Origin of the sequence: Rothia sp. 27098_8_161 (assembly GCF_041432905.1) — a bacterium.
In the GTDB taxonomy this organism is placed as follows: Bacteria; Actinomycetota; Actinomycetes; order Actinomycetales; family Micrococcaceae; genus Rothia.
Map to the genome: position 1 here is coordinate 1 of NZ_JAPWAL010000020.1, position 22,397 is coordinate 22,397.

Below are 22,397 nucleotides of genomic sequence, written 5' to 3' on the forward strand. Positions count from 1 at the left end.
CGGAACCCCCGAAGGCCCCGGAACTCGCGCCGAACTGGGTTATTACGCCGCCCCGAAGGCGCGCGGAAAGGGTTATATGACCGAGGCTCTGCGAGCCGTCCTCGGCTACGCTTTCGACCCGCTCGGGTTGGGTCTTGATACCGTCCGCTGGACCGCCCTGGCGGGTAACGAGGCCTCTGAACGAGTGGCGGTTAAGGTGGGTTTCACCGGCATCTATGACGATATTGACCCGAACTCCGGTCGCCCCGACGAGAACGGTCACCCGGTGCAGCATCGGGTACGCCGAGCTGATATGAACCGCGCACAATTTGTGGCGCTCTGGGCTAACTAAACTGCGCTCTGGATGTAACGTGCACGAGGTTGAGTGGGAACCCGCAAAAGCTACCTGATGCCGAAGCCGCGGAATGAGCCGCTCGGCTCCTCCCACTCGACAAGTACCTCATCCACGCGTCCGGCGGTGTCGTCACCGTGCAGCACATCCACCAGGCGAGTGCAGGAGGCGGCGGTACCTTCCGCAACAACTTTCACGCGCCCGTCGTCCAGGTTTTCGGCGTAGCCGGTTAGGCCCATAGGCTTTGCGGTTCCGGCGCACCACCAACGGAAACCCACACCCTGCACCTTGCCGCTCACGAAAGCGACGAGGCGGATTTCGGCGGGTTCTGCCGGGGTGCGGTCGGTGAAGAAATCAAAGAAACCCATGGGCCCTCCCGGGGACATCTCATTGAGGGTGGTCTGATGGAGTGAGTGCCGATGATGGCGCTCTAACAGTTTCTATAGCTTTAGTTTAGAGGGTGCGGGGTGCCTGTTGCCTGGTTGCCCTGCATATGCGCCGTGAAGAGTTGAATAAGGGTAGAGCAACCGAAGCCGCGCTCTGAAAAGGAGTAACATTAGGGACATTCACTAAGCGGCAACCCTGACCACACAGATACCTACCCGTATACAACCCATCCCTGGAGGATCATTGAGTTCACGCCCTAAAAAAGCGCCTCTTGTCGGTAACCCGGCAAAGACACCCTACAAGCCCTGGCCTGCTCTCTGGTCCCTCGTCGTTGGCTTCTTTATGATTCTTGTGGATGGCAATATTGTCACCATCGCCCTGCCGCATATGCTGCAGGATTTGGAGGCGTCCCTGTCGGAGGGCATGTGGGTGACGAGCGCCTACCTGCTGGCGTATGCTGTGCCGTTGCTCATCACCGGCCGTATGGGTGACCGCTTCGGTCAGAAGAACCTGTACATGATCGGTATGGGTATTTTTACGCTCGCTTCCCTGTGGTGTGGTCTGGCGGCGGATGTTGAATCGCTCATCGCTGCCCGCGTGGTGCAGGGCCTGGGCGCATCGTTGATGACCCCGCAGACCATGTCTCTGATTACGCTGATGTTCCCGCCGAATGCGCGTGGTGTTGCCATGAGTATTTGGGGTGCGACCGCGGGTATTGCCGCGCTGGTCGGCCCAATTCTGGGCGGAGTGCTGGTGGATACCCTCAGCTGGGGCTGGATCTTCTTCATCAATATTCCGGTCGGCATTCTGGGTATGTTCCTGGCGTGGCGTAATGTGCCGGTGTTCGAGCAGAAGAAGCACAGCTTCGACTGGTTAGGTGTGGTGCTTTCGGCGATTGGTCTGTTCCTGCTGGTTTTCGGTATTCAGGAAGGCACCACCTACGATTGGGGTATCATCACTGATTCGTTCATGGGCACCGGCATTGCGGTGAGCGTGTGGGGCCTGATTATTGCCGGCATTATGGTGCTGGCGCTGTTCATTGGTTGGCAGGCTATTAACTCGCGTGAGCCGCTGGTTCCGCTGAGCCTGTTCAGTGACCGTAACTTCTCCGTGTCGAACGTGGGTATCGCTGCGATGGGCGTGGTTGCTATCAGCATGGCGTTCCCGCTGACCCTGTACCTGCAGCAGGTAGAGGGCCTGAACCCGACTGAGGCGGCACTGATGACTGCACCGCTAGCTCTGTCCTCGGGTGCGTTGGCACCGGCGGTGGGTGCGCGCCTGAACCGCTATGACCCGAAGTGGATTGCGGTGATTGGCTTTACGCTGTTGGTTATCGGTTTTGCTTTGCTACGCCCGACGATGGTTGCTGACGGCAACCTGTGGCTGATGGTTGGCCCGATGATTATTCTGGGTGCGGCAAACGCCTGCATCTGGGGTCCGTTGTCGGTGTCTGCGACTCGTAACCTGCCGCCTGAGCGTGCCGGTGCCGGTTCGGGTGTGTACAACGAGACCCGCCAGATGGCGTCGGTACTCGGTTCGGCTGCAATCACTACGATTATGGCTTCTGCAATTACCTCGCATCTTTCCGCGTTGGGTCCGGCTGTCGCAGCGGGCGGTAGCTCTCACGGCGGTGCTGGAGGCGGCGTGCTTCCGCAGATCCTGCGTGAACCCTACGCGGCGGCAATGGCGGATTCCATGATGTTGCCCCTGGCCGCTTCGGTTGTGGGTGCGGTTGTGTGCCTGTTCTACGCCTCCGCAAAGACCTCCGGGGCGAAGGCTGCCGTACAGAACGCTGAGGCAGAGTCTGAGGTAGAAAACACTAAATAGAGGCTTATCAGAGCGCTTTTACGTAATGTTCGCCATGTCAACGCAAATACGGTGCGTACACCGGGACAAGGCATATAAACGCTGTGTATGATGAAGCGAGGTCATTGTTGCTCTGAGGTGTCAAAACCTCACGAAAAACAGTGACCCGCTGTTCTTTTAAGCGGCATCCCGCGCCACCATACTTGTTTGGGGTGCCGTACTACAGTGCATACATAATTCACTCTCACGCATCGGCTGCGCCTGATGATCCAACGGTTCACTCAACGCCACCCACGGCTACTCGCATCATCACGAGGGTCTTCGCGCACATCCATGCGAACAAACACAAGAAGAGATACAGATGCCTTTCTCCTTTTCTACTCGAGCGGCACGTACCGCGCTTGCCTCGGCGGCTCTGCTGGTGCTCGGTACTGTAACCGCACCTGCCGCTAATGCATACAACCCTGATATTGACGGCGACGGCATCCCCAACACCTGGGAGATGAAGGGCTATGACGCCGATGGCGACGGTAAGGTAGACGTGGACTACCCCGGTATGGGCGCTAGCCCGCTGAAGAAGGACCTCTTCGTGGAGATGGACTACATGCCCGACCTGCTCGCCAGCGAGGATGAGCTCGACCGCATTACCGAAATCTACGCGAAGCTACCGATCCGCAACCCCAATGGCACCACCGGCATTAACATTCACCTGGACGCCGGTAGTGCCCGTAGCGCCAAGTACAACCTAGGTGGCGGCAATGAAGTGGCGCACGAGCAGCTGGACGATAAGATGCAGCGCTGGGGTGATCTCTACATCGAAAATATGGATCCGAACCGTCGCAGCGTCTTCCACTACATGATTTGGGGCGACTCCTACGGCGATAAGGGCTCCTCCGGTCAGGGTTATATGGGCGGTCGCGGCTTCATCGTGACCGTTGGCCCGCGATTCTGGGGTAAGTCCGCAATCTCCGATGTTCGCGTGGCAACCTTCGTGCATGAGCTCGGCCACAACCTCGGTCTGGGCCACGGTGGCACCGATGACGTGAACTACAAGCCGAATTATATGAGCATTATGAACTACCGCTACCAGCTGCGTGGTCTGGAGCGTGCAGACGGCACGAAGTACTTCGGCTACTCGACCCGCGCCTACAAGGATCTGGACGAAACTAAGCTAGACGAGAAGACCGGCTTCGGTCGTAACGCCTATGGTTTCTACTACAACGGCAAGCCCGCGTGGGAAGCTATAGACTTCAACGGTAACGGTAAGATTGACGACGAGCCGGTTGAGGCGGACATTAACGGTGACGGTAAGAAGACCGTGCTGACTGCGCCGAACGATATGAAGACCTTCAAGCTGCAGGCTCAGGGCAAGGAAGTTCAGCGGGGTGCGTACTCTCCCGAGGCAGAGCTCTCTGGCGAGATTGAAGACAACGAAATGACCGCTGAGTACGCTCGTGCTGAGGGTCTGGTTCCCGCGAAGGACTAGCCTCTAGCGGCTACCAGCGGTAACCGATAGGCCAAGCTTCCTCAATAGCGCAGGTCAATAGCACAGGGGCCCGGCATCCGTTATGGATGCCGGGCCCCTCGTTTATGTTTGTCCCTTTAGCGGGTGATGGTTGCCGAAGCTCTCAAACCAGCCAGGTTCTTGAAGGTGTACTCGCCACCCTCGGTCAGCTGCATTGCGACACTACCGCTGGTAATCTGAGCGGTGGTGGTCAGGGTGTAGCTGGAGGTTACCTCGGTGAAGTACACCGGAACCAGCGAAGCCAGCACCTGTGCGTAGCTCACGCCGTCCTTCGCGGTGGCTTCCAAGAAGTCGGAGGTGCGGATGTCTAGTACACCGGTCCAGACGTTGTTCTCGATGATCGGCTCGTAGAACTTTGCCGTGTATGCGACGCCGTTGAACGCCGCCACGGCGGGGTTGTTGGTCTTCGCGCCGCCCTCGCTCTTGGCGAGTGCCGGGATCTCAACGTCGTTATCGATGTCCCACAGCAGCGGGTCGGTGACATCCTCGGCGGTGGGGAAAGTGAACTCGAAGGTCACCTGCAGGTGCGCGGAGCCGTACAGCCAGGTGCTACCCTGGAACTCGCCCTTGGAGTTGATGGGTGCGGAAATCCATAGGCCCGCACCACCGTACAGGCCTGCGCCGACGCTACCGCCGGGGGTAAAGGCGCCGCCGCCGGCACTCTGCGGGGTGGTGGAGGTTGCGGTGATGTTGGGTACCTGCACGGTGTAGGAGTCCAGACCGTAGCGGGTGTCAAAGTCGTTGGTGGGGTTCGAGTTGAACGCCTGGGTGAAGACACCGAACTTTAGAGTCGGGGTTTCCTGCGCATCGGTGGACGCCGCGTAGGCGGGTACCGCCGCTGCGGTTGCGATGACGGGGGTGCCCCACACGGCACCCTTGATGAGGGCGCGGCGGTTCAGGCCATTAGTGATGTTCGGCGAAGAAGTCATGGATCTCTCTTGTTATGAAGAATGTGGTGATGCATGTGATTTGAATTACTGATACTCTAATGTAATCCAGCTCATCTTCAAAATTATCTCAACTTTTACCTCAATGTATGAACATTGTGGCACCCAGCTCACATAGCGAGTGAAACGGGAGCATTATGGAAACTGTGGAGGACGTCCTCCCGGAAAACTCCATAGAAACACCACCGGTCACCACACACACACTTAAGGAACACAATATGGCATTTATGAAGAGCGCACGCATCACGCTCGCCTCCCTCTCAGTGCTTTGCTTGGGTACTATTGCAGCCCCCGCAGCAAACGCCTACAGCCCCGATATTGACGGCGACGGCATCCCCAACACCTGGGAAATGAAGGGCTACGACGCCGACGGAGACGGCAAAATCGACGTCGACTTCCCCGCAATGGGCGCAGACCCCAACCACAAGGACATCTTCGTTGAGATGGACTACATGGCTGGCCTGCTACCCAGCGAAGACGAACTGGACCGCATCACCAAGATTTATGCCGACCTGCCCGTGCGCAACCCCAATGGCACCACCGGCGTGAACATTCACCTGGACGCCGGTAGTGCCCGCAGCGCCAAATACAACCTCGGCGGCGGCAACGAAATCAGCTACCAGGAACTCGACAGCGAGTTCAAGGCTCTCCACCGCATCAAGGCAACCGAAGGTAAGTTCAACCCCGCCCGCGAAGGCACCTTCCACTACGTCATCTGGGGTGACTACTACGATAACGGCACCTCCTCCGGGATCGCTAACTTCGGTGGTCGCAACCTCATGGTCACCGTCGGCCCGCACTTCTGGGGCAAGGCAAGCAGCGACATCCGCGTGGCAGTGTTTGTGCACGAGCTCGGCCACAACCTCGCCCTGAGCCACGGCGGCTGGGACGAAATCAACTACAAGCCCAACTACTATAGCGTCATGAACTACCAGTACACCCTCACCGGCGTGCCCATGGCTGACGGTAGCCGCTACTTCGGCTACTCCACCGCAGAGTATCGCATGCTCAACGAGGCGAAGCTGTACGAGGCACGCGGCTTTGGTCCCCGCGCGGCTGGATTCCTGTACAAGGGTAAGCCCGCCAACCAGCCGATTGACTTTAACGGCAACGGTAAGATAGACACCGAGCCGGTGTCCGTGGACCTCAACGGTGACGGCATGATTACCAACCTGGGCGCGGCAAACGATATGAAGGTGCTCCGCTTCCAGGCGACCGAAAACCCGGAGAAGGGCAAGGGCACCGAGCACATTGAACCGAGCGGCATTACCGCTGAACACGCTCGTTCGCTGGGCCTGATTAAGTAGGCTGACTGATCGGAATCTAACCGTTCTACACACTGCTGATAAAGAGCCTCGTCAGCTCAGTAAAATAGCAAGGCGCGGATACCGAATCATTATTCGGTATCCGCGCCTTTACTCTATGCAACTTTTCAGCTCAGCAGGGGAGCTTAGACAGCCTCGCTTACGCGGCCAGTATCCACCAAAACCTGCGCAATGTGGCCCAGCGCCTCCTCATTCTGCAGCGAAGAAACATCGCCCAAAGAACGACCCTGGTATAGCTCACCGAGTAGACGGCGAGTAATCTTACCCGAACGAGTCTTCGGGATATCAGCAACCGCCACAACATCCTTCGGCTTAGCAATCGGGCCAATGTGCTCACGCACATGATCAGTCAGCGCACCCTTCAGCTCATCCTCAGTCAGGGCCTTACCCTCATCGGTGAGCGTTACGTAGGCGACCGCCTGGTGACCGGTCAGTTCATCTTCCACGGGGCAGACACCAGCCTCAACCACAGCCGGGTGAGTCACCAGAGCCGACTCAATCTCAATCGTGGACAGACGGTGACCTGAAATGTTGATCACGTCATCAATACGGCCGAGGATGTACACGTTACCCTCTTCGTCTTCCTTCGCGCCGTCGCCAGCTAGGAACCAGCCGCGCTCGCCGTAGTGACGCCAGTAGGATTCCAGGTAACGCTGCGGGTTTTGCCACACGGTACGAGCCATGGACGGGCCAATCTTATCGACCACAATAAAGCCCTGCTTGCCCGGTTCGACCGGGTCGCCGTGCTCATCCACCAAGCGGGTGGATACGCCGGGAACAGCGCGGGTAGCGCAACCGGGCAGGGGAGTGCAGTGCGGGGTGCCCTCCGGGTAGGTGCCCTCGGGCGCGAATGCCGGGTCGTGCGGACGCGGTGAGCACACGGTCGAACCGGTCTCTGACTGCCACCAGGTGTCAATGAACGCCGCGGTGCCGCCGCCCACGTGCTGACGCAACCAACGCCACGCCTCCGGGTTGATGGATTCGCCCACCGAACCGAGCAGACGCACGGTCGAGAAGTCGTACTTGCCGGGCTCCGGGCCATTCGGGAACGCGCCCATGAGCGAACGAATCAGGGTCGGGGCGGTGTAGTAGTTGGTCACGCCGTAGCGTTCAATGACCTCAAAGTGGCGGCCGAAGTGCGGGGTGTTCGGGGTACCCTCGTAAATTACCTCGGAGACACCGTTCACCAGCGGACCGTAAATTTCGTAGGTGTGGGCGGTCACCCATGCGAGGTCGGCGGTGCACCAGTGAACGGTGGACTCAACCTTCTGTGCGTCATTGACCGCGGACAGCTCGTCGGGGCGCAATACGCCGTTCTCTTCCACGTAATCCGGCAGCAAATCGTACAGCAGCGCGTGAGTGTATGCGGTCTGCACCAGATAGCCGCCCATCGTGTGCACCAGGCCCTTGGGCTTACCGGTTGTGCCGGAGGTGTAAATAATGAACAGCGGATCCTCAGCATCATGCAGTTCGTAGGCGTGAGTGTCTGGCTGATCGTCCACCAGGTCGTGGTACCAGACGTCGCGGCCCTCAGTCCACGGCACAGCCGCGTGTGCAACCGGGTCGGAGGCGCTGGTGCGGTCCACCACGATAACGTGCTCAATGTTGTTCTCACCCGAGCATGCCTCATCAGCGTTCACCTTCACGGGAACGACCTTGCCGCGACGGTTCTGGCCGTCGGTGGTGATGAGAACCTTCGCGCCGGTGTCTTCCACACGGAACTTCAGCGCCTCGGCGGAAAAACCACCAAAAACGAGGGAGTGAATCGCGCCAATACGTGCGCAGGCGAGCGTGAAAATAATGGTTTCGGGAATGACGGGCAGGTAGATGACCACGCGGTCACCCTTACGCACGCCCAAAGACAGCAGACCATTCGCTGCCTTCGCAATACGACGCTGTAGCTCGGCGTAGGTGATGGCCTCACGGTCGCCGGGTTCACCTTCAAAGTAGAGGGCTACCTTGTCGCCGCGGCCCGCCTCCACGTGGCGGTCTACGCAGTTGTAGGCGACGTTGAGCTTACCGCCCTCGAACCACTTAATTTCGGGGATGCTGAACTGTTCGATGCCGTCCTTATCGAAGCCGAGGGACTTCGGCTTCTCGAAGCGGTGCGCGGTGTGCCAGGGCTCAGCCCAGGTGAGGCGCTGTGCCTGCTTCTCCCAGAACGCGACGCGTGCCTCGTCAGATTCGAGGGCGGGATTCGGGGTGGGGTTCAGCGGGTCGGTGAACGAGTAGGGGGTGGGCAGTCCCATTATTCTCCCATCGGTTGCTGGCATTAGCACCCTTGCTCGCCGTGCCGTTGTCTGTGCGACCGTGGGGTCTGTGTGTGCGTTGACGAGGGGGTTGCTGCGACGTCGTTGAGCCAGGTCTCTCGGTCGCTCTGGATGGTTTGCCTTCTTAGTAAAGCGCGCCCGAGGGGGCGGACGCAAAGGGGACCGTCATATTCGGTATGGTGAGCACCAGTTCGTAATATAACGACATATTTAAAGACCCCGCACCGCGCTCACTGCTGTGGGGCGCGGTGCGGGATTCATCATCATTCAGTAGACGACAGGTTTCCCCGCCGACTTCTTTCTCCGGCACGTAGCGATGATTAGCTCATCTTCGGGGGAGCAACCACGCAGCGGACATCTCTCCTAAAACTCAGAGCGTGCTGAGTATTGTGTCTAGCTGTGGTTCTAGTTGCTGGGGTACTTCGCCTTCACCCAGCGCTCGAATACGCCCACCAGCGCGTCGGTAATCTTACCGAGCACCGCCAGCGCCACAATAGACAGCAGCAGGCGGTCGGTACGGCCATTGTTCTGCGAGTCGGTCAGCAGATAACCCAGACCCATAGATGCACCCTGCAGCTCAGCGGCGACTAGGAACAGCCACGCCTGAGCTAGCGCCAGACGCAGACCCGAAACCACCGACGGCAGAACCGCGGGAAGCTGAACCGTGGTGAACAGGCGCAGACCCTTCAGTCCGAAGGCGCGTGCCGCCTCCACAAGCTTCGGGTCAACGTGCGCCAGGGCCGCAGAAACTGTGGTGTACACCGGGAAGAACGCACCAATAGCAACCAGGGTCACCTTGGAATTCTCGCCGATACCGATCCACAGCAGAAGCAATGGAACCCACGCCAGGGACGGCACGGCACGCAACGCACCGATAGTCGGCGCGGCAATCAGACGCACCGGCGCGGACAAGCCAATCAGCGCACCCAGCACCAGGCCAAGCATGGCACCAATACCGAAACCAATCAGTACACGCTGAGTAGAAATCGCCACGTGGCGACCCAACTCGCCGCGCTGCGCTAGCTCAATACCGGCGCTGACCACACGGTCGGGGGACGGCAATTGGACCTGGGTGAACACGCCGTTCGTGCTCAGGATGTACCAGAGGGCAATCAGTGCCAGGGGAAGAATCAGACCCAGGTACTGCTTACCGGCGAACGGGTTCGACGGTAGCTTCACGGATGAGACGCGCTTCTCGGCACGCTCAGCGCGAGCGCTGGAGGCGGCGGTAATCGTTGCGGCGGTCATTACTTCTCAACCACCTTCGCGATCTTCTCGACGGCTGCGTTGTCAGCCTTCTTTGCGAACTGGTCGTCCACAATGCTGTTCAGCGCCTTGTCCACGTCGGATTGGGAAGGAACGTCGCCGGACTCGACCAAAATCGGGCCGACACCCTTCAGAACCTCAACCTGCTTAGCGCCCGGAACCGGGTCAATATCCAGGTGGGTACGCTCCATGACGACCTGGGCGGTCTCGTGCTTAATGCCGGACTCCTCCTCGACAATCTTCACTGCCTCTTCGGGGTTCTTCTTAGCCCAGGCGCGAGCGTACTCGTACACGTCCACGATAGTCTGTGCGGCGGTCGGGTTGGACTGAATGAACTTCTCGGCCGCGTTCAGGAAGCCGTAGGTGTTGAAGTTTAGGTTGCGGTAGAAGAGCACGTCGCCGCTTTCCACCTCGGCGGCAGCCATGATCGGGTCCAGGCCGCTCCACGCGTTGACCTGACCGTTATCCAGGGCGGTACGGCCGTCGGCGTGCTGCAGGTTCTGAATGGTCAAATCTGAAGCAGAAATACCCTCCTGCTTGAGCGCCTGCAGCAGTAGGAAGTACGGGTCGGTACCCTTGGTCACAGCAACGGTCTTACCCTTCAGATCCGCAACCTTGGTGATGCCCGAATCCTTGCGGGTTACCAGTGCCGACCACTCCGGCTGCGAGTAGAGGCTAATGACCTTAATGGGGGAGCCATTAGCGCGTGCCAGCAGCGCCGCCGAACCAGCGGTCGAGCCGACATCAATATTGCCGCTACGCAGAGCCTCATTCGCCTTGTTCGAACCAGCCGACTTGACCCACTCAACCTTCTTACCCTCGGCAGCGAGGGCGGTCTCAAGCCAACCCTTCTTGCGGATAATCAGGGACAGCGGGTTGTAGGTGGCGTAGTCAATGGTCACGGTGTTCTGGCTGCCACCACCGGCAACACCGGAGGCGTTAGCGGAACCGGAACCTTCACCGGCGCAGGCGCTAAGCAGAGTAGCAAAAGCGGTGGCTGCGGCAAGGGACTTGAGGGCGGTACGGCGAGACGGGGAGTAAGTCATGATGAAATCTTTTCGCTTCTGAAGATGATGATGTGATGTGCGGGAAATGTATTTCGTGGCGGCTTTTAGGCGTTATCTTCCACGCCGAGCTCAGCCAGCAGTTCGCTACGCAGTGCTGTGATCTCTGCATCGGCGCGGTCACGCGGGTGAGAGCGTTCAACGGTCACAATGCGCTGGATGGTGGCGGGCGCCTCCGGGGTGTCCTTACCGAGGACGATCACCCGGTCAGAGAGGTACAGCGCCTCTTCCACATCGTGGGTGACCAGCAGAATCGTGGTCGGGTCTTGACGGTGCACGTCCAACAGCAAATCCTGCATGTTGATGCGGGTCAGCGCGTCCAGAGCACCGAAGGGCTCGTCGAGCAGCAGCACGCCGGGGTTGCGTGCGAGCGCTCGCGCCAGGGACACGCGCTGAGCCATACCGCCTGAAATTTCCTTGGGACGGTGGGTTGCGTACTCGCCCAGGCCGACCAGGTCGAGCAGGCGCGCTACGGATGCTGTGCCTTCAGATTTTCTGGTGCCCTGCGGCAGTCCGAGAGCCACGTTGTCGACGACGGTGCGCCAGGGGAGCAGGCGCGGTTCCTGAAAGCCGATAGCGACGCGGGGGTCGAGGCCGGTCACTGCCTTCTCGCCGATACGCACGGTACCTGCGGTGATGCGGTTCAGGCCTGCTGCTGCACGCAAGAGGGTGGATTTGCCGCATCCGGAGGAGCCGATGACGGAGATAATCTCGCCGGGGGCTACCGTGAAGGAGACTCCGCGAAGAACTTCGTGGGTTCCGCCGGGCACGGGGAAAGATTGTCCGACGTTTTCAAAGCTCAGGGGGACGGCGGCGGTGGATACGGCGTGGTGGCCGGTGTTTTCACTGGTGGGTACGTCAAGTACTGCACTGTTGAGTGTCATGTCACTTCCATCGGTCCTGGCGTTAGCACCGGGGCGAAAAAATCTGTGCCGGTTGCTGCGACGTCGTGGAGCCAGGTCTCTCAGTCGCTCTGGATGGTTTGCTCCTCCAACCCTATGGGCTATGGCGTGCCTCAATCAATCCAGTGGGCGCGTATGAATTTCTATGACTGTATATTTCGCATTTGTCGCGAAATATTTCGGTTGCGCGTCACAAAAATATTTTTTCGTCACAAACGTGCTCTCCCTCCTGTGCGCCCCGTACACTCAAACCACGAGATTATGAGTCCCGGCGCTAAGCTCTGGCTAGCCGGGCGGCAACCCTCTCCCGTAGCGGGGTGCCCCAGATGATGATCTGGCCTCAACGAAAAGAGGCAAGTACGGCGCGAACGCGCCACCTGCACGAAGGCCACCACCGAACGCAGAAGGCATCAGGAGGCGGCGCGCGGGGTGCAGGGTACAAACCCGATCGTCCCCGATCATTCGCGAAAGGAAAATCGATGGCTGAGCAGAAGAAGCGCATCGTAGTTAACGCATTCGAGATGACCTGCATTGGTCACCAGAGCTTCGACCTCTGGCGTCACCCGCGCTCCCGCGCAACCGAGTACAACACCATCAAGTACTGGACTGACCTGGCTAAGACCCTTGAGCGCGGCCTGTTTGACGCCGTGTTCATCGCTGACGTTGTCGGCATCTACGACGTGTACAAGAACTCTGCCGCTCCCGCCATTGAGGGTGCCGCTCAGGTTCCCGTGAATGACCCCGCAACCCAGATTTCTGCAATGGCTGCAGTGACCGAGCACCTCGGCTTCGGCGTGACTGCTGCCGCTACTTTCGAGCAGCCCTACACCCTGGCTCGCCGCTACGCCTCCCTCGACCACCTCACTGAGGGTCGCGTCGGCTTCAACGTGGTGACTTCTTACCTGCCTTCGGCTGCTGAGAACCAGGGTCTGCCCACCCAGATCCCGCACGACGAGCGCTACGAAATTGCTGACGAGTTCCTGGACGTCTGCTACAAGCTGTGGGAAGGCTCCTGGGAAGACGGCGCAGTCGTCAAGGACCGCGAGCGCGGCATCTACGCTGACCCCTCCAAGGTCCACCCGATTGGCCACAAGGGCAAGTACTTCTCCGTGCCCGGCATCTCCCTGACCGAGCCGAGCCCGCAGCGCACCCCCGTGATCTTCCAGGCTGGCGCATCCAGCCGCGGCCAGAAGTTCTCCGGTAAGCACGCTGAGGCTGTGTTCATTAGCGCCCTGCGCCCGGACCTGACCCGCGTTGTGACCGACCGTATTCGTGCCGCTGCCGAGGAGCAGGGCCGTAGCCGCGACGACGTGAAGATTCTCGCAATGCTCTCGGTCATCGTGGATGAGACCGAGGAGAAGGCAAAGGCAAAGTACGAGGAGTACAAGAAGTACGTGAACCTCGAATCTGCACAGGCCATTATCGGCGGCTGGTCCGGTGTTGACCTGTCCCAGTTCGACGAGGACGAGATCCTGAACTACGTGCAGACCGAGTCGATTCAGTCCTTCCTGACCCCCTTCACCCTGCAGGCGAAGGATAAGAAGTGGACCCGTAAGGACATCGCTGAGCACACCACCATCGGTGGCATGGGCGAGGTCATTGTTGGTGACCCGGTTCAGGTTGCTGACGAGCTGGAGCGCTGGATCGACGAGGGTGGACTGGACGGCATCAACCTGGCATACCACGTCTCCCCGGGCTCCTTCGAGGACTTCATCGAGTACGTCGTTCCCGAGCTGCAGAAGCGCGGCCGCTACCGCACCGAGTACGAGGGCAACACCCTGCGTGAGAACATCTTCGGTAAGGGCCACACCAAGGTTGCTGACAGCCACCCGGCTGCTAAGTACCGCGGCGCATATGTGGGTAAGCCTTCGGCGGCTGACACCCCGGCTCGCGCAATCGCTGAATAAGCGTTGTCGCTGATGCGCACCGTGTAGGTTCGCTCAAACTTAACGATTGAAAACAAGAATGCCCGTTCTGCTGGGGATGTGTATCCCAGGCGGAGCGGGCGTTTCTTCGTGCTGTGCCGCCGCCGTTTTCTTGATACAGGGCACCTTCTTGACGCGGTGATTTCTTTATACTGATTGGCATGATTGAACTGAACCAGGTTGAACTTAACCATGATGACCGCTGCCCCTGTTCGAGCGGCGAGGTGTACGGCGCCTGCTGCGGCAGGTTCCTGGGCGAGTTTGTCGCCTCCGGCACGTTGACTGCTCCCACGCCGGAGCAGCTGATGCGCTCGCGTTTTACCGCGTTTGCGACCGGGAATGCGGCGTATCTGCTAGCGAGCTGGCATCCGAGTACTCGCCCGGCCACCTTGGAGTTGGAGGATGATATCCGCTGGTATCGCCTGGATATTCTGGGTGCTTCGGGTGGCCCGTTTGATGCATCAGGTACGGTGGAGTTCGTTGCGTATTACCGTTCGGGGCCGGGCACACCTGCGGAGGAGCGGGTGAAGGGCAGCATGCATGAGCTGTCGCGTTTTGAGAAGGTGGGCGGCGCCTGGTTCTATGTGGATGGTGACGTCCGCTAGGTCTCGTAGCTTTCCCTGCCTCTTGTACGTGTAGAAGGCGGGCGTAGAAGAAATGGCAGAATCATACCGAAAACGGAATGATTCTGCCATGATTTTCTCGCGCCCAGGAGCGATAAGGAACATGTAAGAGTGAATCAGATACGCCAAAGGCAGGCCCTTCGGCAGCCTGAAAACTTACATTCTCAGCCGCCTCAGGAACCTGCCCTCAGCAAATATGTAGACTGTCGGACTTAGCTAGTCCAGCCGTTAATGATGCCCATACCGAAGTAAATCACGAACACCGCGGAGACCAGGTACATCAGCCAGTGCACATCCTTGCCGCGGCCCTGCACCAGACGAATGAAGGTGTACGCCACGAAGCCGGCACCAATACCGTTCGCAATCGAGTACGACAGCGGCATGAAAATAATGGTCAAGAACGCCGGAATACCCAGACCCCAGTCGGTCCAGTCAATGTTCACGGCCTGGCGGATCATCAGGAAGCCGACCACGACCAGCGCTGGAGCAACGGCCTCGAAGGGGACGATGGTGACCAGCGGCGAGATAAAAATCGCCAGTAGGAACAGCACACCGGTCACAATATTCGCAAAACCGGTGCGTGCACCCGCACCAATACCGGTAGCGGACTCTACGAAAATCTGGTTCGCTGAACCGGATGCGCCACCACCAACAACGGAGCCGAAAGCGTCCACAAGCAGGACCTTGTCGATGTCCTCAACCTTGCCGTCCTTCATGGTGCCAGCCTCGGCGGCAAGACCGACCGAAACGCCCATCGCGTCGAAGAACACCGACAGCAGAATGGTGAACACCAGCAGGGAAGCAGCCAGCGGGCCAATATGGGTGAACGCACCGAACAGGTCAGCGGAACCGATGAGGGAGAAGTCCGGCGTGGTGAACTTCAGATCCTCCAGGGAAGGCACGTTTAGGGACCAGCCGGTTGCCGCCTTCGTCACGGAACCGGAGGGCACGACCTTCTCCAGGATGATGGAGAGGGCGGTGGAGGCGAGCACGCCGTAGAGGATTGCACCCTTCACGTTGCGGATAAACAGGGCGATGGTGAGGAACAGGCCGAAGAGGAAGACGAGGGTGGGCCAGCCGAGCAGGTGACCGCCCGCGCCGAGGGTCACCGGAACGGTGGAGCCTGCAGCGTCGGGCATGCGGCGGATAATGCCGGAGTCGACCAGGCCGATAAAGGAAATGAAGAAGCCGATACCGACCACAATCGCGGTCTTGAGTGACTCGGGGACCGCCTCAAACACCGCGGTACGGAAGCCGGTGAGCACCAGAACGGTCATGATTAGACCGGCAAGAACGACCAGGCCCATGATGTCTGCCCAGGTCAGGTTCGGGGTGGTGGCAATGGTGGAGGCGAGCAGCGCGTTCACGCCCAGGCCAGCCGCCATCGCGAAGGGCTGCTTGGCGATAACACCCATGAGGATGGTCATCACACCGGCAACCAGTGCGGTCACAGCTGCGACGGGTGCGATACCGAGGATGCGTTCGGATGCGTCAGCGCCGGTACCGATGATGAGGGGGTTCAGCACCACGATGTAGCTCATGGCGAAGAATGCGGCGAGGCCACCGCGGAATTCTGCGGCGATGGAGGAGCCGCGTTCAGAAATCTTGAAGTAGCGGTCGAGTGCGCTGGTGGGCGCTGCCGTCTTCTGAGGTTCAGACATATAAGGATCCGTTGATGTTGTTCGGTGTGTACTGTTGCGCCGCCAGTTTCGCGGGTAAAGCTCACGGGTAAATCCTGGGGTTGGGCGTCACAATGGTTCAACCATTGTAGGCGCCGCCTCCTAGCTTGTGCCGTTGAAACGCGTTGTGTGCGGCAGCTCAGTCGGTGATGTGGTGTTTCCCCGCTCCTGTAGTTAGGTCGGCAGCGGGGGAAGAATAGCGCAGGGCGGGGTATCGGCACCTCAAAGGTGCTGATACCCCGCCCCGATGGTGCCTGCGCCTCCATGCGTGGAGAGTAAGGCACCCGATGTATTTAGTGCATCCAGCCGGTAATCAGGCCGTTAGCGAAGAAGATGAGGAACACTGCAGAAACCACGTACATGAGCCAGTGCACGTCCTTGCCGCGACCCTGCACCAGGCGGATGAAGACGTAGGAGATGAATCCTGCGCCGATACCGTCCGCGATGGAGTAGGAGAGGGGCATGAAGATGATGGTCATGAATGCGGGGATACCCAGCCCCCAGTCGTTCCAGTCAATGTTCACTGCCTGGCGGATCATCAGGAAGCCAACGAACACCATTGCGGGTGCAACCGCCTCGAAGGGGACGATGGTGACCAGCGGGGACAGGAAGATTGCGACGAGGAAGAGTGCGCCGGTGACGACGTTTGCGAAGCCGGTGCGTGCGCCCGCGCCGATACCGGTTGCAGATTCCACGAAAATCTGGCTGGAGGAGGAGGAAGTGCCACCGCCGACTACGGAGCCGAGGGCGTCCACGAGCAGGACTTTGTCAACGTTCTCAATCTGGCCATCCTTGATGGTGCCTGCTTCGGTTGCCAGACCGACGGAGGTGCCCATTGCATCGAAGAATGCGGAGATGAGGATGGTGAAAATCAGCAGAACTGCAGCCATGCCGCCGAGGGTGCCGAAGGCGCCAAACAGGTCAGCGGAGCCGAACAGGGAGAAGTCGGGCAGCTTGCTGGTGTTGGAGTCCCAGACGGGGACGTTCAGGGACCAGCCGGTGGGGGACTGAAGCGAGCTGCCGGAGGGCACGACCTTCTCCAGGATGATGGAGAGGGCGGTGGAGGCGAGCACGCCGTAGAGGATTGCACCCTTCACGTTGCGGATGAACAGCGCAATGGTGAGGAACAGGCCGAAGAGGAAGACGAGGGTGGGCCAACCGAGCAGGTGGCCGCTTACGCCGAAGGAGACGGGCACGGTGGTGCCGGCTGCGTCGGGCATGCGGCGGATGATACCTGCGTTGACGAGGCCGATGAAGGCAATGAAGAAGCCGATACCAACGACGATTGCGACCTTGAGCGATTCGGGGACCGCGTTGAACACTGCGGTGCGGAAGCCGGTCAGCACGAGGATGGTCATCAGCACACCAGCCCATACGACCAGGCCCATGATTGCGGGCCAGGTCAGGTTCGGGGTGGAGGCGATGGTGGTTGCCAGCAGCGCGTTCACGCCGAGACCTGCCGCCATGGCGAAGGGCTGCTTGGCGATGACGCCCATGAGGATGGTCATGACGCCTGCGACCAGTGCGGTCATTGCTGCGACCTGCGGTACGCCGAGGGCGTTGCCGGATGCGTCCTTACCCAGGCCGATGATGAGGGGGTTCAGCACGACAATGTAGCTCATCGCGAAGAAGGTGGCGAGGCCGCCTCGGAATTCCGCTGCGATGGTGGAGCCACGTTCGCTGATTTTGAAGTAACGGTCCAGTGCGCCCTTGGCATCTGCCTTGGGGTTCTGGGGAGCCGCGGTGTTCTCAGAGGACATTCGTGAAAATCCGTAGATACTCTCGTAGGGGCGGGGTTCGGGGTTCCGATCCCGCATAAAAAAGTGCCACTTCCCGGTGTGTTGGGGAGGTGACACTGTTGTTACCGGAATATTCTACGGTTAAAGTTTCTCTAAGCGTTAATCCAGGAAATTCCCAGCTTTCGTTCAGGAAGCCTGATAAGGCAGGTAAAAATTCTAAAATCCGCTGACTAGTAAAAAAATATATGTTTTAAATCTAAATATTCTGAAAAACTATATTATTTTCTTCACTATAGTGCTAATATCGTTACCACACACAGGGTGGAAGAGCAAAATATATCTCCTGCAAAGGGGAAAGTTCTACCGAAAGGTAAGACTATGAAAGTCATGAAATCACTCGCTGTGCTCGCCATGTCGGGAGCACTTGCAACTGGTGTCAGGACAGCAGCCCTGGCCGGTACTTAGAAGCCGCATGAGGGTGGCGATTGGAATTATGGGGTTGAATGGGGCGGTAACCGCGCCTTCTCTGATTATCACCATAATGATCGTTGTCATGGTTCTACTGTTTCTACTGCGTTCGGGACTGTCCGTTCCGTAGATACTCGTGCTGGCGAAACTGCTCGGGCATCGAAATGGGTCTGGGGAAACTTGTTCTGGCACTACCACCCTTCCTATTACTACCGTGTCTGCTAAACCTGTAGATATTTGAACGGATACGTGGGCGGGCGCTGTGAAAGCGTCCGCCCACTGTACAAAATTACGTCAGTTACCGGAGTTCAACGATGAAAAATGCTCTGAGAGTGTGCGCAGTACTGTGCACGGTTCTGACCTTTCTGCTGGGTAGCGCCCTCATCTCCGTCCTGGAGACGCAGACTCCTCTGGGTACCAATACGCAAGCACAGCTTTCTCTTCGTGCTTCGCAACAGTCTAAGTCTGAGCTGATTCAGAACTTTGACGCTCTGGTGGACCGTTACGCTGCCGATGGTGCCCAGCTACTCAAGGTGGTCGCCGACCCCGAAGATTTCTGGCACGGAAAATCCATCTACGTATTTGGGGCGAATTCACTGAGCTCTGACGGTGAAACTATCGATTGGTTTGACCCGGATAAGCACGGAAAGAAGTATCCGGCACGAGCACTGGGGGATTCCTCACTTGACGGCCAATACGCTCTGGCGGGTAGTCAAGAATTTGTGCGAGCTTTTGAAAACCTTGCCCGTGAACAAGGTATGGATGTTAAAGTTACCTCCGTTAACCCGATGCGTGTTGTGTACGGGGCAGTTACTTCTTCGGGCTCTCTGATGAGCCTTATTTGCCTGGCTGTGCTCTTCTGTACCGCAATCATGGGGTGGCTGTCGGTCCGTTCGCGAACTCAGAATATTCTGCTTCTGAACGGATACTCCCCGCGGCGCCTGCAGCTAAGGGATGCGCAAGACCTCCTGCTCCTGTCGCTACCTCCTGCAGCGGTAACAGCATTGTGTATGGGATGTGTAGAGGGGTTCGTGTATGGCGTGGCGCATCTTCCTCAACTGCTGGGGGTTACAGCGCTGATTTTTGCCGTGTTTACCGTCTTCATGTTGGTTGCTCTGCTACTTATCAACCTCATGACTTGGCCGAGCATTAATGCTGTGGGACGTAGGGAGCCGGCGTATCGACGTTTTACAGTTCCGAGTGCAATCGCTAAGTATGCCGTGGTGGTTTTAGTGGCATGCACTATTCCGGGTCTGGTCTCAAGCGCCTAAATGAGTTTGGGTAGGAGCGACGCGGCGGCTGGCTGGTCTCTCCTGTCTGACCAGTACACCTTACGAGTGAACGTGCCCGAAGCGACGATACGGGATGAACAGGCGCTCGCCTCCTACGACCAGGCCACAGTGCGTGCTTTAGGTTCTCTTGAATCACGGAACGGTGTTCTTCTGTCCTATGCGTTGGAAAACGTTAAGGGTTTGGAAGGCAGTGGATACGACGGCGCTCTTATGGTGAACCGCGCGTATGTGGACCTTCTGCAGCAACGTCTTGGCTTGTCGTTCAAGAACGTTGAGGATAGCAATTTCCCTGGATCTCAGTCTTTGCGTGCAGAGTATTCTTTCCACCAGAAAGACCGGGAGGATCGCGGATTTACTCTGCTCACTGTGGAGGATAAAACCAACTCGTCGGGGGTAAAGGTGCCTGCTTTGAGCTCTCAGGATTCACGGCTTCTGAACTATAAAAAGCCTGTTCTTGTGGTAACCGAATTGACGACGCAGAATCTACAACCTTCCTTTATTTCTGCGGCCTTGACTACCGGTAATATCATGGTCTCTCAGCCTGCGTCTGTACGGGCTGCCTACAACGCTGAGGAAATTGGGCAGACCCTACTTTCTGTGGACCGCGCGGGAGAGGAACACCTTTACATCGCGCAGCTGGAACGTAACCGGTATGTTGCGCATCTTGTGGGCCTAGCAATTCTCTGTGCGGCGCCCATTATCGGAACAGCAATTAATACGTACATTACTCTTGCGGCTCGTGCTCGTAATGATTTTGTTTTACGTACTGCTGGTCTGCCTCTCAGAACAATTTTTAGTGGGTACCTTCTGAAGGAAGCCTGCATTGTGGGCCTTTGCTCTGCTGTGGCGTTGGTACTTCTTCTGGTGCAGGGAGCAGAGTACGCCTTTTCAGCGTTGGCGGCGCCGCTGTTGTACGGCACTATTCTGGCGTTGGTGCTGAGACTGAGTTTTAACCGTATCTTCACCGCGACGGTTCACCGTCGTCACGTATAGGAGTGAACGATGACAAAGACTGTTTATCCTTCTAACAATGCGGAACATCCTGAGGTAACTATCGCCTCCCGCAATATTGTGGTGTATGCGCAGGGGCAGCCCATTCTCCAGAGTCCCCACTTTGAGGCATATGCGGGGGAAGTAACCGGAATCGTGGGTCCGAGCGGATGCGGTAAGACGACGCTTTTGAATGTTCTGGGTCTGCTGATGCCACCTCACGAGGGCGAGGTGGTTATCGGGGGCCGCCATATGGAACGTGCTCGTGAGAAGGAACGTCTTGCATTCTGGGCTGATGAAGCTTCCTTCGTATTTCAGGATTACGGAATTATTGAGGAATGGAGCGTTATCGAGAATATTCTGCTTGACCGTAAGACCTTTGGCCGTGCTCGTATTACGGATGAGAGCCGCGAGCTTCTGAGCGTCATTGGTCTTGAAGAGAAGGAGCGTACTTCGGCTGCCCTGCTGAGTGGTGGTGAGAAGCAGAGAGTGGGCATTGCTCGGGCAATCCATAAGGGTGTGCGCTACATTTTTGCGGATGAGCCGACGGCAAGTCTCGATGCTGAGAACCGGGCATTGGTTGTTGAGCTTTTGAGCTCTGCTGCTCGGCGTGGAGCCACAGTTATCGTGGCGACTCACGACGCAGATATGATGACCGCCTGCGATAGGCTATGCCGTCTTGAAGCCTCTACCCGAATTCCCGATTCGGGATTGGCGGATGTAAGCGTAAATTCTCATCAGAAGGAGAAGGAATCATGACGACCAGGAGCCCCCTAGCTCGTGATGAGTATGATCGTGTGCCGGAAAATTCAGGAAGCGATGCCCCTCAAAAGAATGGATTGCGGCATCTGCCGCGAAAAGTGGTGGGCGTCCTAGCGGCTTGCGTGGTGTTTGTTGGTGCTCTGCTGGGCTTGTACTGGGGCGGAGCTTTTGAACCATGGCTGAATGAGTATTCGACCACTACACCAGCCTGTGCAACAGCTTCTTCACCGGAAGATGTGCAGCAAGCTCTCGCGCGGACTGAAGAGCTTAATGCTATTCGTTCGGTTGCGAAGAATGTTGAGTTCTCCCAGACTCTTCTGTGCGATGGGCAGAAGGCTGTTTTGACGATTACGTATACTGACCGGTCGGATTTTAAGCGTCTGAACGATGCTGTGACTTCGGCTCACCTGGGTGCTGCTGCTGAGATTAAGCTCAAGAGATAGGTGCGTAAAGAACGGTTGTTTATCGCCCCTGCGCGAACAGCGATGACATATTAGGTTAGCGGACCCTAAGTTCCTGCTATATTCAAGGTGACACAATGCGTCGCCGGATGCAGGGTTCCGTGTGGTGAGCCTTTTTCGGCACCTATAAGAAGGAGTCCGCCGTGACTGAAACCCCGCAGGAAAACACCGCCATTCCCGCCGAAAGCTACCCCGCAGCAGAATCCCTGCCGGTACGCCAGCGCGCCATCGTAGCAACCGACCGCCCCGCCCGATACATCAAGCAGCTCGGCTCTCACATGGGCCGCAAGCTCGGCACCGCAGAACTGCCCGACGGTCTGCGCCTCACTTTCAACCGCGATGGCATTTTCCGTGGCTACGGCGATCTGCGTGAAACCGAAGGCGCCCTCATCATGGAGGTACGCGCCGAAAGCGACGAGTTGGCCACTGGCCTGGCGGATGTGCTGGACCGCCACCTGGTCCGCTTCGGTGAGCGCGACGAACTGGTTGTGGCCTTTGAGGCGGTGCCCGCCTCCTAGTGGTCGAACCTTAGTCTTTGTCTCGGGTCGCATGCGAAAGCATTATAAGCCCCCGAACACCGGTCAATCCCCGGTAAAATAGGCAAGAAGTGAACACTAAGCTCACCGTCTGTTTGC

At 58.2% G+C, this 22,397-nt stretch carries 19 protein-coding genes, 1 pseudogene and 2 riboswitches; of the genes and pseudogenes, 12 read left to right on the forward strand and 8 right to left on the reverse strand.

Annotation, left to right across the window (positions count from 1 at the left end; genetic code table 11):
* On the forward strand, window positions 1-331 hold a 331-nt coding region (locus tag O3648_RS07030; protein ID WP_371569270.1), incomplete at its 5' end, for a GNAT family N-acetyltransferase.
* A 50-nt stretch (window positions 332-381) separates the two neighbouring features.
* Here O3648_RS07030 and O3648_RS07035 read toward each other — a convergent pair.
* Window positions 382-699 carry an acylphosphatase gene (locus O3648_RS07035; RefSeq protein ID WP_279754979.1) on the reverse strand — a complete coding sequence of 106 codons (318 nt, stop codon included), beginning with the start codon at window positions 697-699 and terminating at the stop codon, window positions 382-384.
* A 262-nt stretch (window positions 700-961) separates the two neighbouring features.
* Between O3648_RS07035 and O3648_RS07040 the strand changes: the two genes are divergently transcribed.
* Both O3648_RS07040 and O3648_RS07045 read left to right on the forward strand, forming a co-directional pair.
* Window positions 962-2,545, forward strand: a complete 1,584-nt coding sequence (locus tag O3648_RS07040; protein WP_371569273.1) for a DHA2 family efflux MFS transporter permease subunit — start codon at window positions 962-964, stop codon at window positions 2,543-2,545.
* A 340-nt stretch (window positions 2,546-2,885) separates the two neighbouring features.
* The gene (locus O3648_RS07045) at window positions 2,886-4,010 is read left to right on the forward strand and encodes a zinc-dependent metalloprotease family protein (RefSeq protein WP_371569276.1); all 1,125 of its coding nucleotides are present in this window, start codon (window positions 2,886-2,888) and stop codon (window positions 4,008-4,010) included.
* Window positions 4,011-4,126: 116 nt separating this feature from the next.
* Here the strand turns inward: O3648_RS07045 and O3648_RS07050 are convergent, their stop codons facing one another.
* Window positions 4,127-4,978, reverse strand: a complete 852-nt coding sequence (locus O3648_RS07050; protein WP_279754982.1) for a transcriptional initiation protein Tat — start codon at window positions 4,976-4,978, stop codon at window positions 4,127-4,129.
* Between the two features lie 236 nt (window positions 4,979-5,214).
* Between O3648_RS07050 and O3648_RS07055 the strand changes: the two genes are divergently transcribed.
* A complete protein-coding gene (locus O3648_RS07055; RefSeq protein ID WP_371569279.1) occupies window positions 5,215-6,303 on the forward strand; it encodes a C4-dicarboxylate ABC transporter substrate-binding protein in 1,089 nt (362 codons plus the stop codon).
* 143 nt (window positions 6,304-6,446) lie between these two features.
* Here the strand turns inward: O3648_RS07055 and O3648_RS07060 are convergent, their stop codons facing one another.
* The 4 genes from O3648_RS07060 to O3648_RS07075 form a co-directional block, all read right to left on the reverse strand.
* Window positions 6,447-8,570 (reverse strand): AMP-binding protein, encoded by a 2,124-nt coding sequence (locus O3648_RS07060; protein WP_279754984.1) that lies wholly within the window; start codon window positions 8,568-8,570, stop codon window positions 6,447-6,449.
* A gap of 426 nt (window positions 8,571-8,996) precedes the next feature.
* On the reverse strand, window positions 8,997-9,839 hold the full coding sequence (locus O3648_RS07065; RefSeq protein WP_371569281.1) for an ABC transporter permease: 843 nt from the start codon (window positions 9,837-9,839) through the stop codon (window positions 8,997-8,999).
* Complete coding sequence (locus tag O3648_RS07070) at window positions 9,839-10,903, reverse strand: aliphatic sulfonate ABC transporter substrate-binding protein (protein WP_279741480.1); 1,065 nt, start codon at window positions 10,901-10,903, stop codon at window positions 9,839-9,841. Before O3648_RS07070 ends, O3648_RS07065 begins: the two co-directional genes overlap by 1 nt.
* A 65-nt stretch (window positions 10,904-10,968) precedes the next feature.
* The gene (locus O3648_RS07075) at window positions 10,969-11,805 is read right to left on the reverse strand and encodes an ABC transporter ATP-binding protein (RefSeq protein ID WP_371569285.1); all 837 of its coding nucleotides are present in this window, start codon (window positions 11,803-11,805) and stop codon (window positions 10,969-10,971) included.
* Between the two features lie 4 nt (window positions 11,806-11,809).
* A riboswitch (SAM riboswitch) is annotated at window positions 11,810-11,905 on the reverse strand.
* A gap of 175 nt (window positions 11,906-12,080) precedes the next feature.
* Window positions 12,081-12,189: riboswitch (SAM riboswitch) on the forward strand.
* Window positions 12,190-12,302: 113 nt separating this feature from the next.
* Between O3648_RS07075 and O3648_RS07080 the strand changes: the two genes are divergently transcribed.
* Window positions 12,303-13,730, forward strand: coding sequence for an LLM class flavin-dependent oxidoreductase (locus O3648_RS07080; RefSeq protein ID WP_279741478.1), 1,428 nt, complete (start codon window positions 12,303-12,305; stop codon window positions 13,728-13,730).
* A gap of 179 nt (window positions 13,731-13,909) precedes the next feature.
* Window positions 13,910-14,353 carry a YchJ family metal-binding protein gene (locus tag O3648_RS07085; RefSeq protein ID WP_314078897.1) on the forward strand — a complete coding sequence of 148 codons (444 nt, stop codon included), beginning with the start codon at window positions 13,910-13,912 and terminating at the stop codon, window positions 14,351-14,353.
* A gap of 230 nt (window positions 14,354-14,583) precedes the next feature.
* Here O3648_RS07085 and O3648_RS07090 read toward each other — a convergent pair whose 3' ends face one another.
* Together O3648_RS07090 and O3648_RS07095 are read right to left on the reverse strand one after the other, a co-directional pair.
* A complete protein-coding gene (locus tag O3648_RS07090) occupies window positions 14,584-16,032 on the reverse strand; it encodes an NCS2 family permease (RefSeq protein WP_371569288.1) in 1,449 nt (482 codons plus the stop codon).
* A gap of 311 nt (window positions 16,033-16,343) precedes the next feature.
* Entirely contained in the window at window positions 16,344-17,810 is a 1,467-nt protein-coding gene (locus tag O3648_RS07095) for an NCS2 family permease (protein WP_279741475.1), read from the reverse strand.
* 468 nt (window positions 17,811-18,278) lie between these two features.
* On the opposite strand from O3648_RS07095, the pseudogene O3648_RS07100 reads away from it, so the two are divergent.
* From O3648_RS07100 to O3648_RS07125, 6 genes and pseudogenes are all read left to right on the forward strand, one after another.
* Window positions 18,279-18,482, forward strand: a pseudogene (locus O3648_RS07100) (lactococcin 972 family bacteriocin); the annotation flags it as partial.
* Window positions 18,483-18,589: 107 nt separating this feature from the next.
* Window positions 18,590-19,528: a hypothetical protein gene (locus tag O3648_RS07105; RefSeq protein WP_371569290.1), complete on the forward strand. Its 939-nt coding sequence runs from the start codon at window positions 18,590-18,592 to the stop codon at window positions 19,526-19,528.
* Window positions 19,529-19,600: 72 nt separating this feature from the next.
* On the forward strand, window positions 19,601-20,542 hold the full coding sequence (locus tag O3648_RS07110; protein ID WP_371569293.1) for a hypothetical protein: 942 nt from the start codon (window positions 19,601-19,603) through the stop codon (window positions 20,540-20,542).
* A gap of 9 nt (window positions 20,543-20,551) precedes the next feature.
* Window positions 20,552-21,298, forward strand: a complete 747-nt coding sequence (locus tag O3648_RS07115) for an ABC transporter ATP-binding protein (protein WP_279791237.1) — start codon at window positions 20,552-20,554, stop codon at window positions 21,296-21,298.
* Window positions 21,299-21,537: 239 nt separating this feature from the next.
* The gene (locus tag O3648_RS07120; RefSeq protein WP_239669159.1) at window positions 21,538-21,744 is read left to right on the forward strand and encodes a hypothetical protein; all 207 of its coding nucleotides are present in this window, start codon (window positions 21,538-21,540) and stop codon (window positions 21,742-21,744) included.
* A 161-nt stretch (window positions 21,745-21,905) separates the two neighbouring features.
* Entirely contained in the window at window positions 21,906-22,280 is a 375-nt protein-coding gene (locus O3648_RS07125; RefSeq protein WP_279789581.1) for a DUF2218 domain-containing protein, read from the forward strand.
* The last annotated feature ends 117 nt before the right edge of the window (window positions 22,281-22,397 follow it).

What these genes read in the sequence shown, in the direction of transcription:
- O3648_RS07075 (WP_371569285.1), bottom strand. Translation starts at nt 11,805, where the DNA reads ATGACACTCAACAGTGCAGTACTTGACGTACCCACCAGTGAAAACACC.
- O3648_RS07045 (WP_371569276.1), top strand. Translation starts at nt 2,886, where the DNA reads ATGCCTTTCTCCTTTTCTACTCGAGCGGCACGTACCGCGCTTGCCTCG.
- O3648_RS07055 (WP_371569279.1), top strand. Translation starts at nt 5,215, where the DNA reads ATGGCATTTATGAAGAGCGCACGCATCACGCTCGCCTCCCTCTCAGTG.
- O3648_RS07070 (WP_279741480.1), bottom strand. Translation starts at nt 10,903, where the DNA reads ATGACTTACTCCCCGTCTCGCCGTACCGCCCTCAAGTCCCTTGCCGCA.
- O3648_RS07035 (WP_279754979.1), bottom strand. Translation starts at nt 699, where the DNA reads ATGGGTTTCTTTGATTTCTTCACCGACCGCACCCCGGCAGAACCCGCC.
- O3648_RS07095 (WP_279741475.1), bottom strand. Translation starts at nt 17,810, where the DNA reads ATGTCCTCTGAGAACACCGCGGCTCCCCAGAACCCCAAGGCAGATGCC.
- O3648_RS07090 (WP_371569288.1), bottom strand. Translation starts at nt 16,032, where the DNA reads ATGTCTGAACCTCAGAAGACGGCAGCGCCCACCAGCGCACTCGACCGC.
- O3648_RS07080 (WP_279741478.1), top strand. Translation starts at nt 12,303, where the DNA reads ATGGCTGAGCAGAAGAAGCGCATCGTAGTTAACGCATTCGAGATGACC.
- O3648_RS07050 (WP_279754982.1), bottom strand. Translation starts at nt 4,978, where the DNA reads ATGACTTCTTCGCCGAACATCACTAATGGCCTGAACCGCCGCGCCCTC.
- O3648_RS07115 (WP_279791237.1), top strand. Translation starts at nt 20,552, where the DNA reads ATGACAAAGACTGTTTATCCTTCTAACAATGCGGAACATCCTGAGGTA.
- O3648_RS07085 (WP_314078897.1), top strand. Translation starts at nt 13,910, where the DNA reads ATGATTGAACTGAACCAGGTTGAACTTAACCATGATGACCGCTGCCCC.
- O3648_RS07060 (WP_279754984.1), bottom strand. Translation starts at nt 8,570, where the DNA reads ATGGGACTGCCCACCCCCTACTCGTTCACCGACCCGCTGAACCCCACC.
- O3648_RS07065 (WP_371569281.1), bottom strand. Translation starts at nt 9,839, where the DNA reads ATGACCGCCGCAACGATTACCGCCGCCTCCAGCGCTCGCGCTGAGCGT.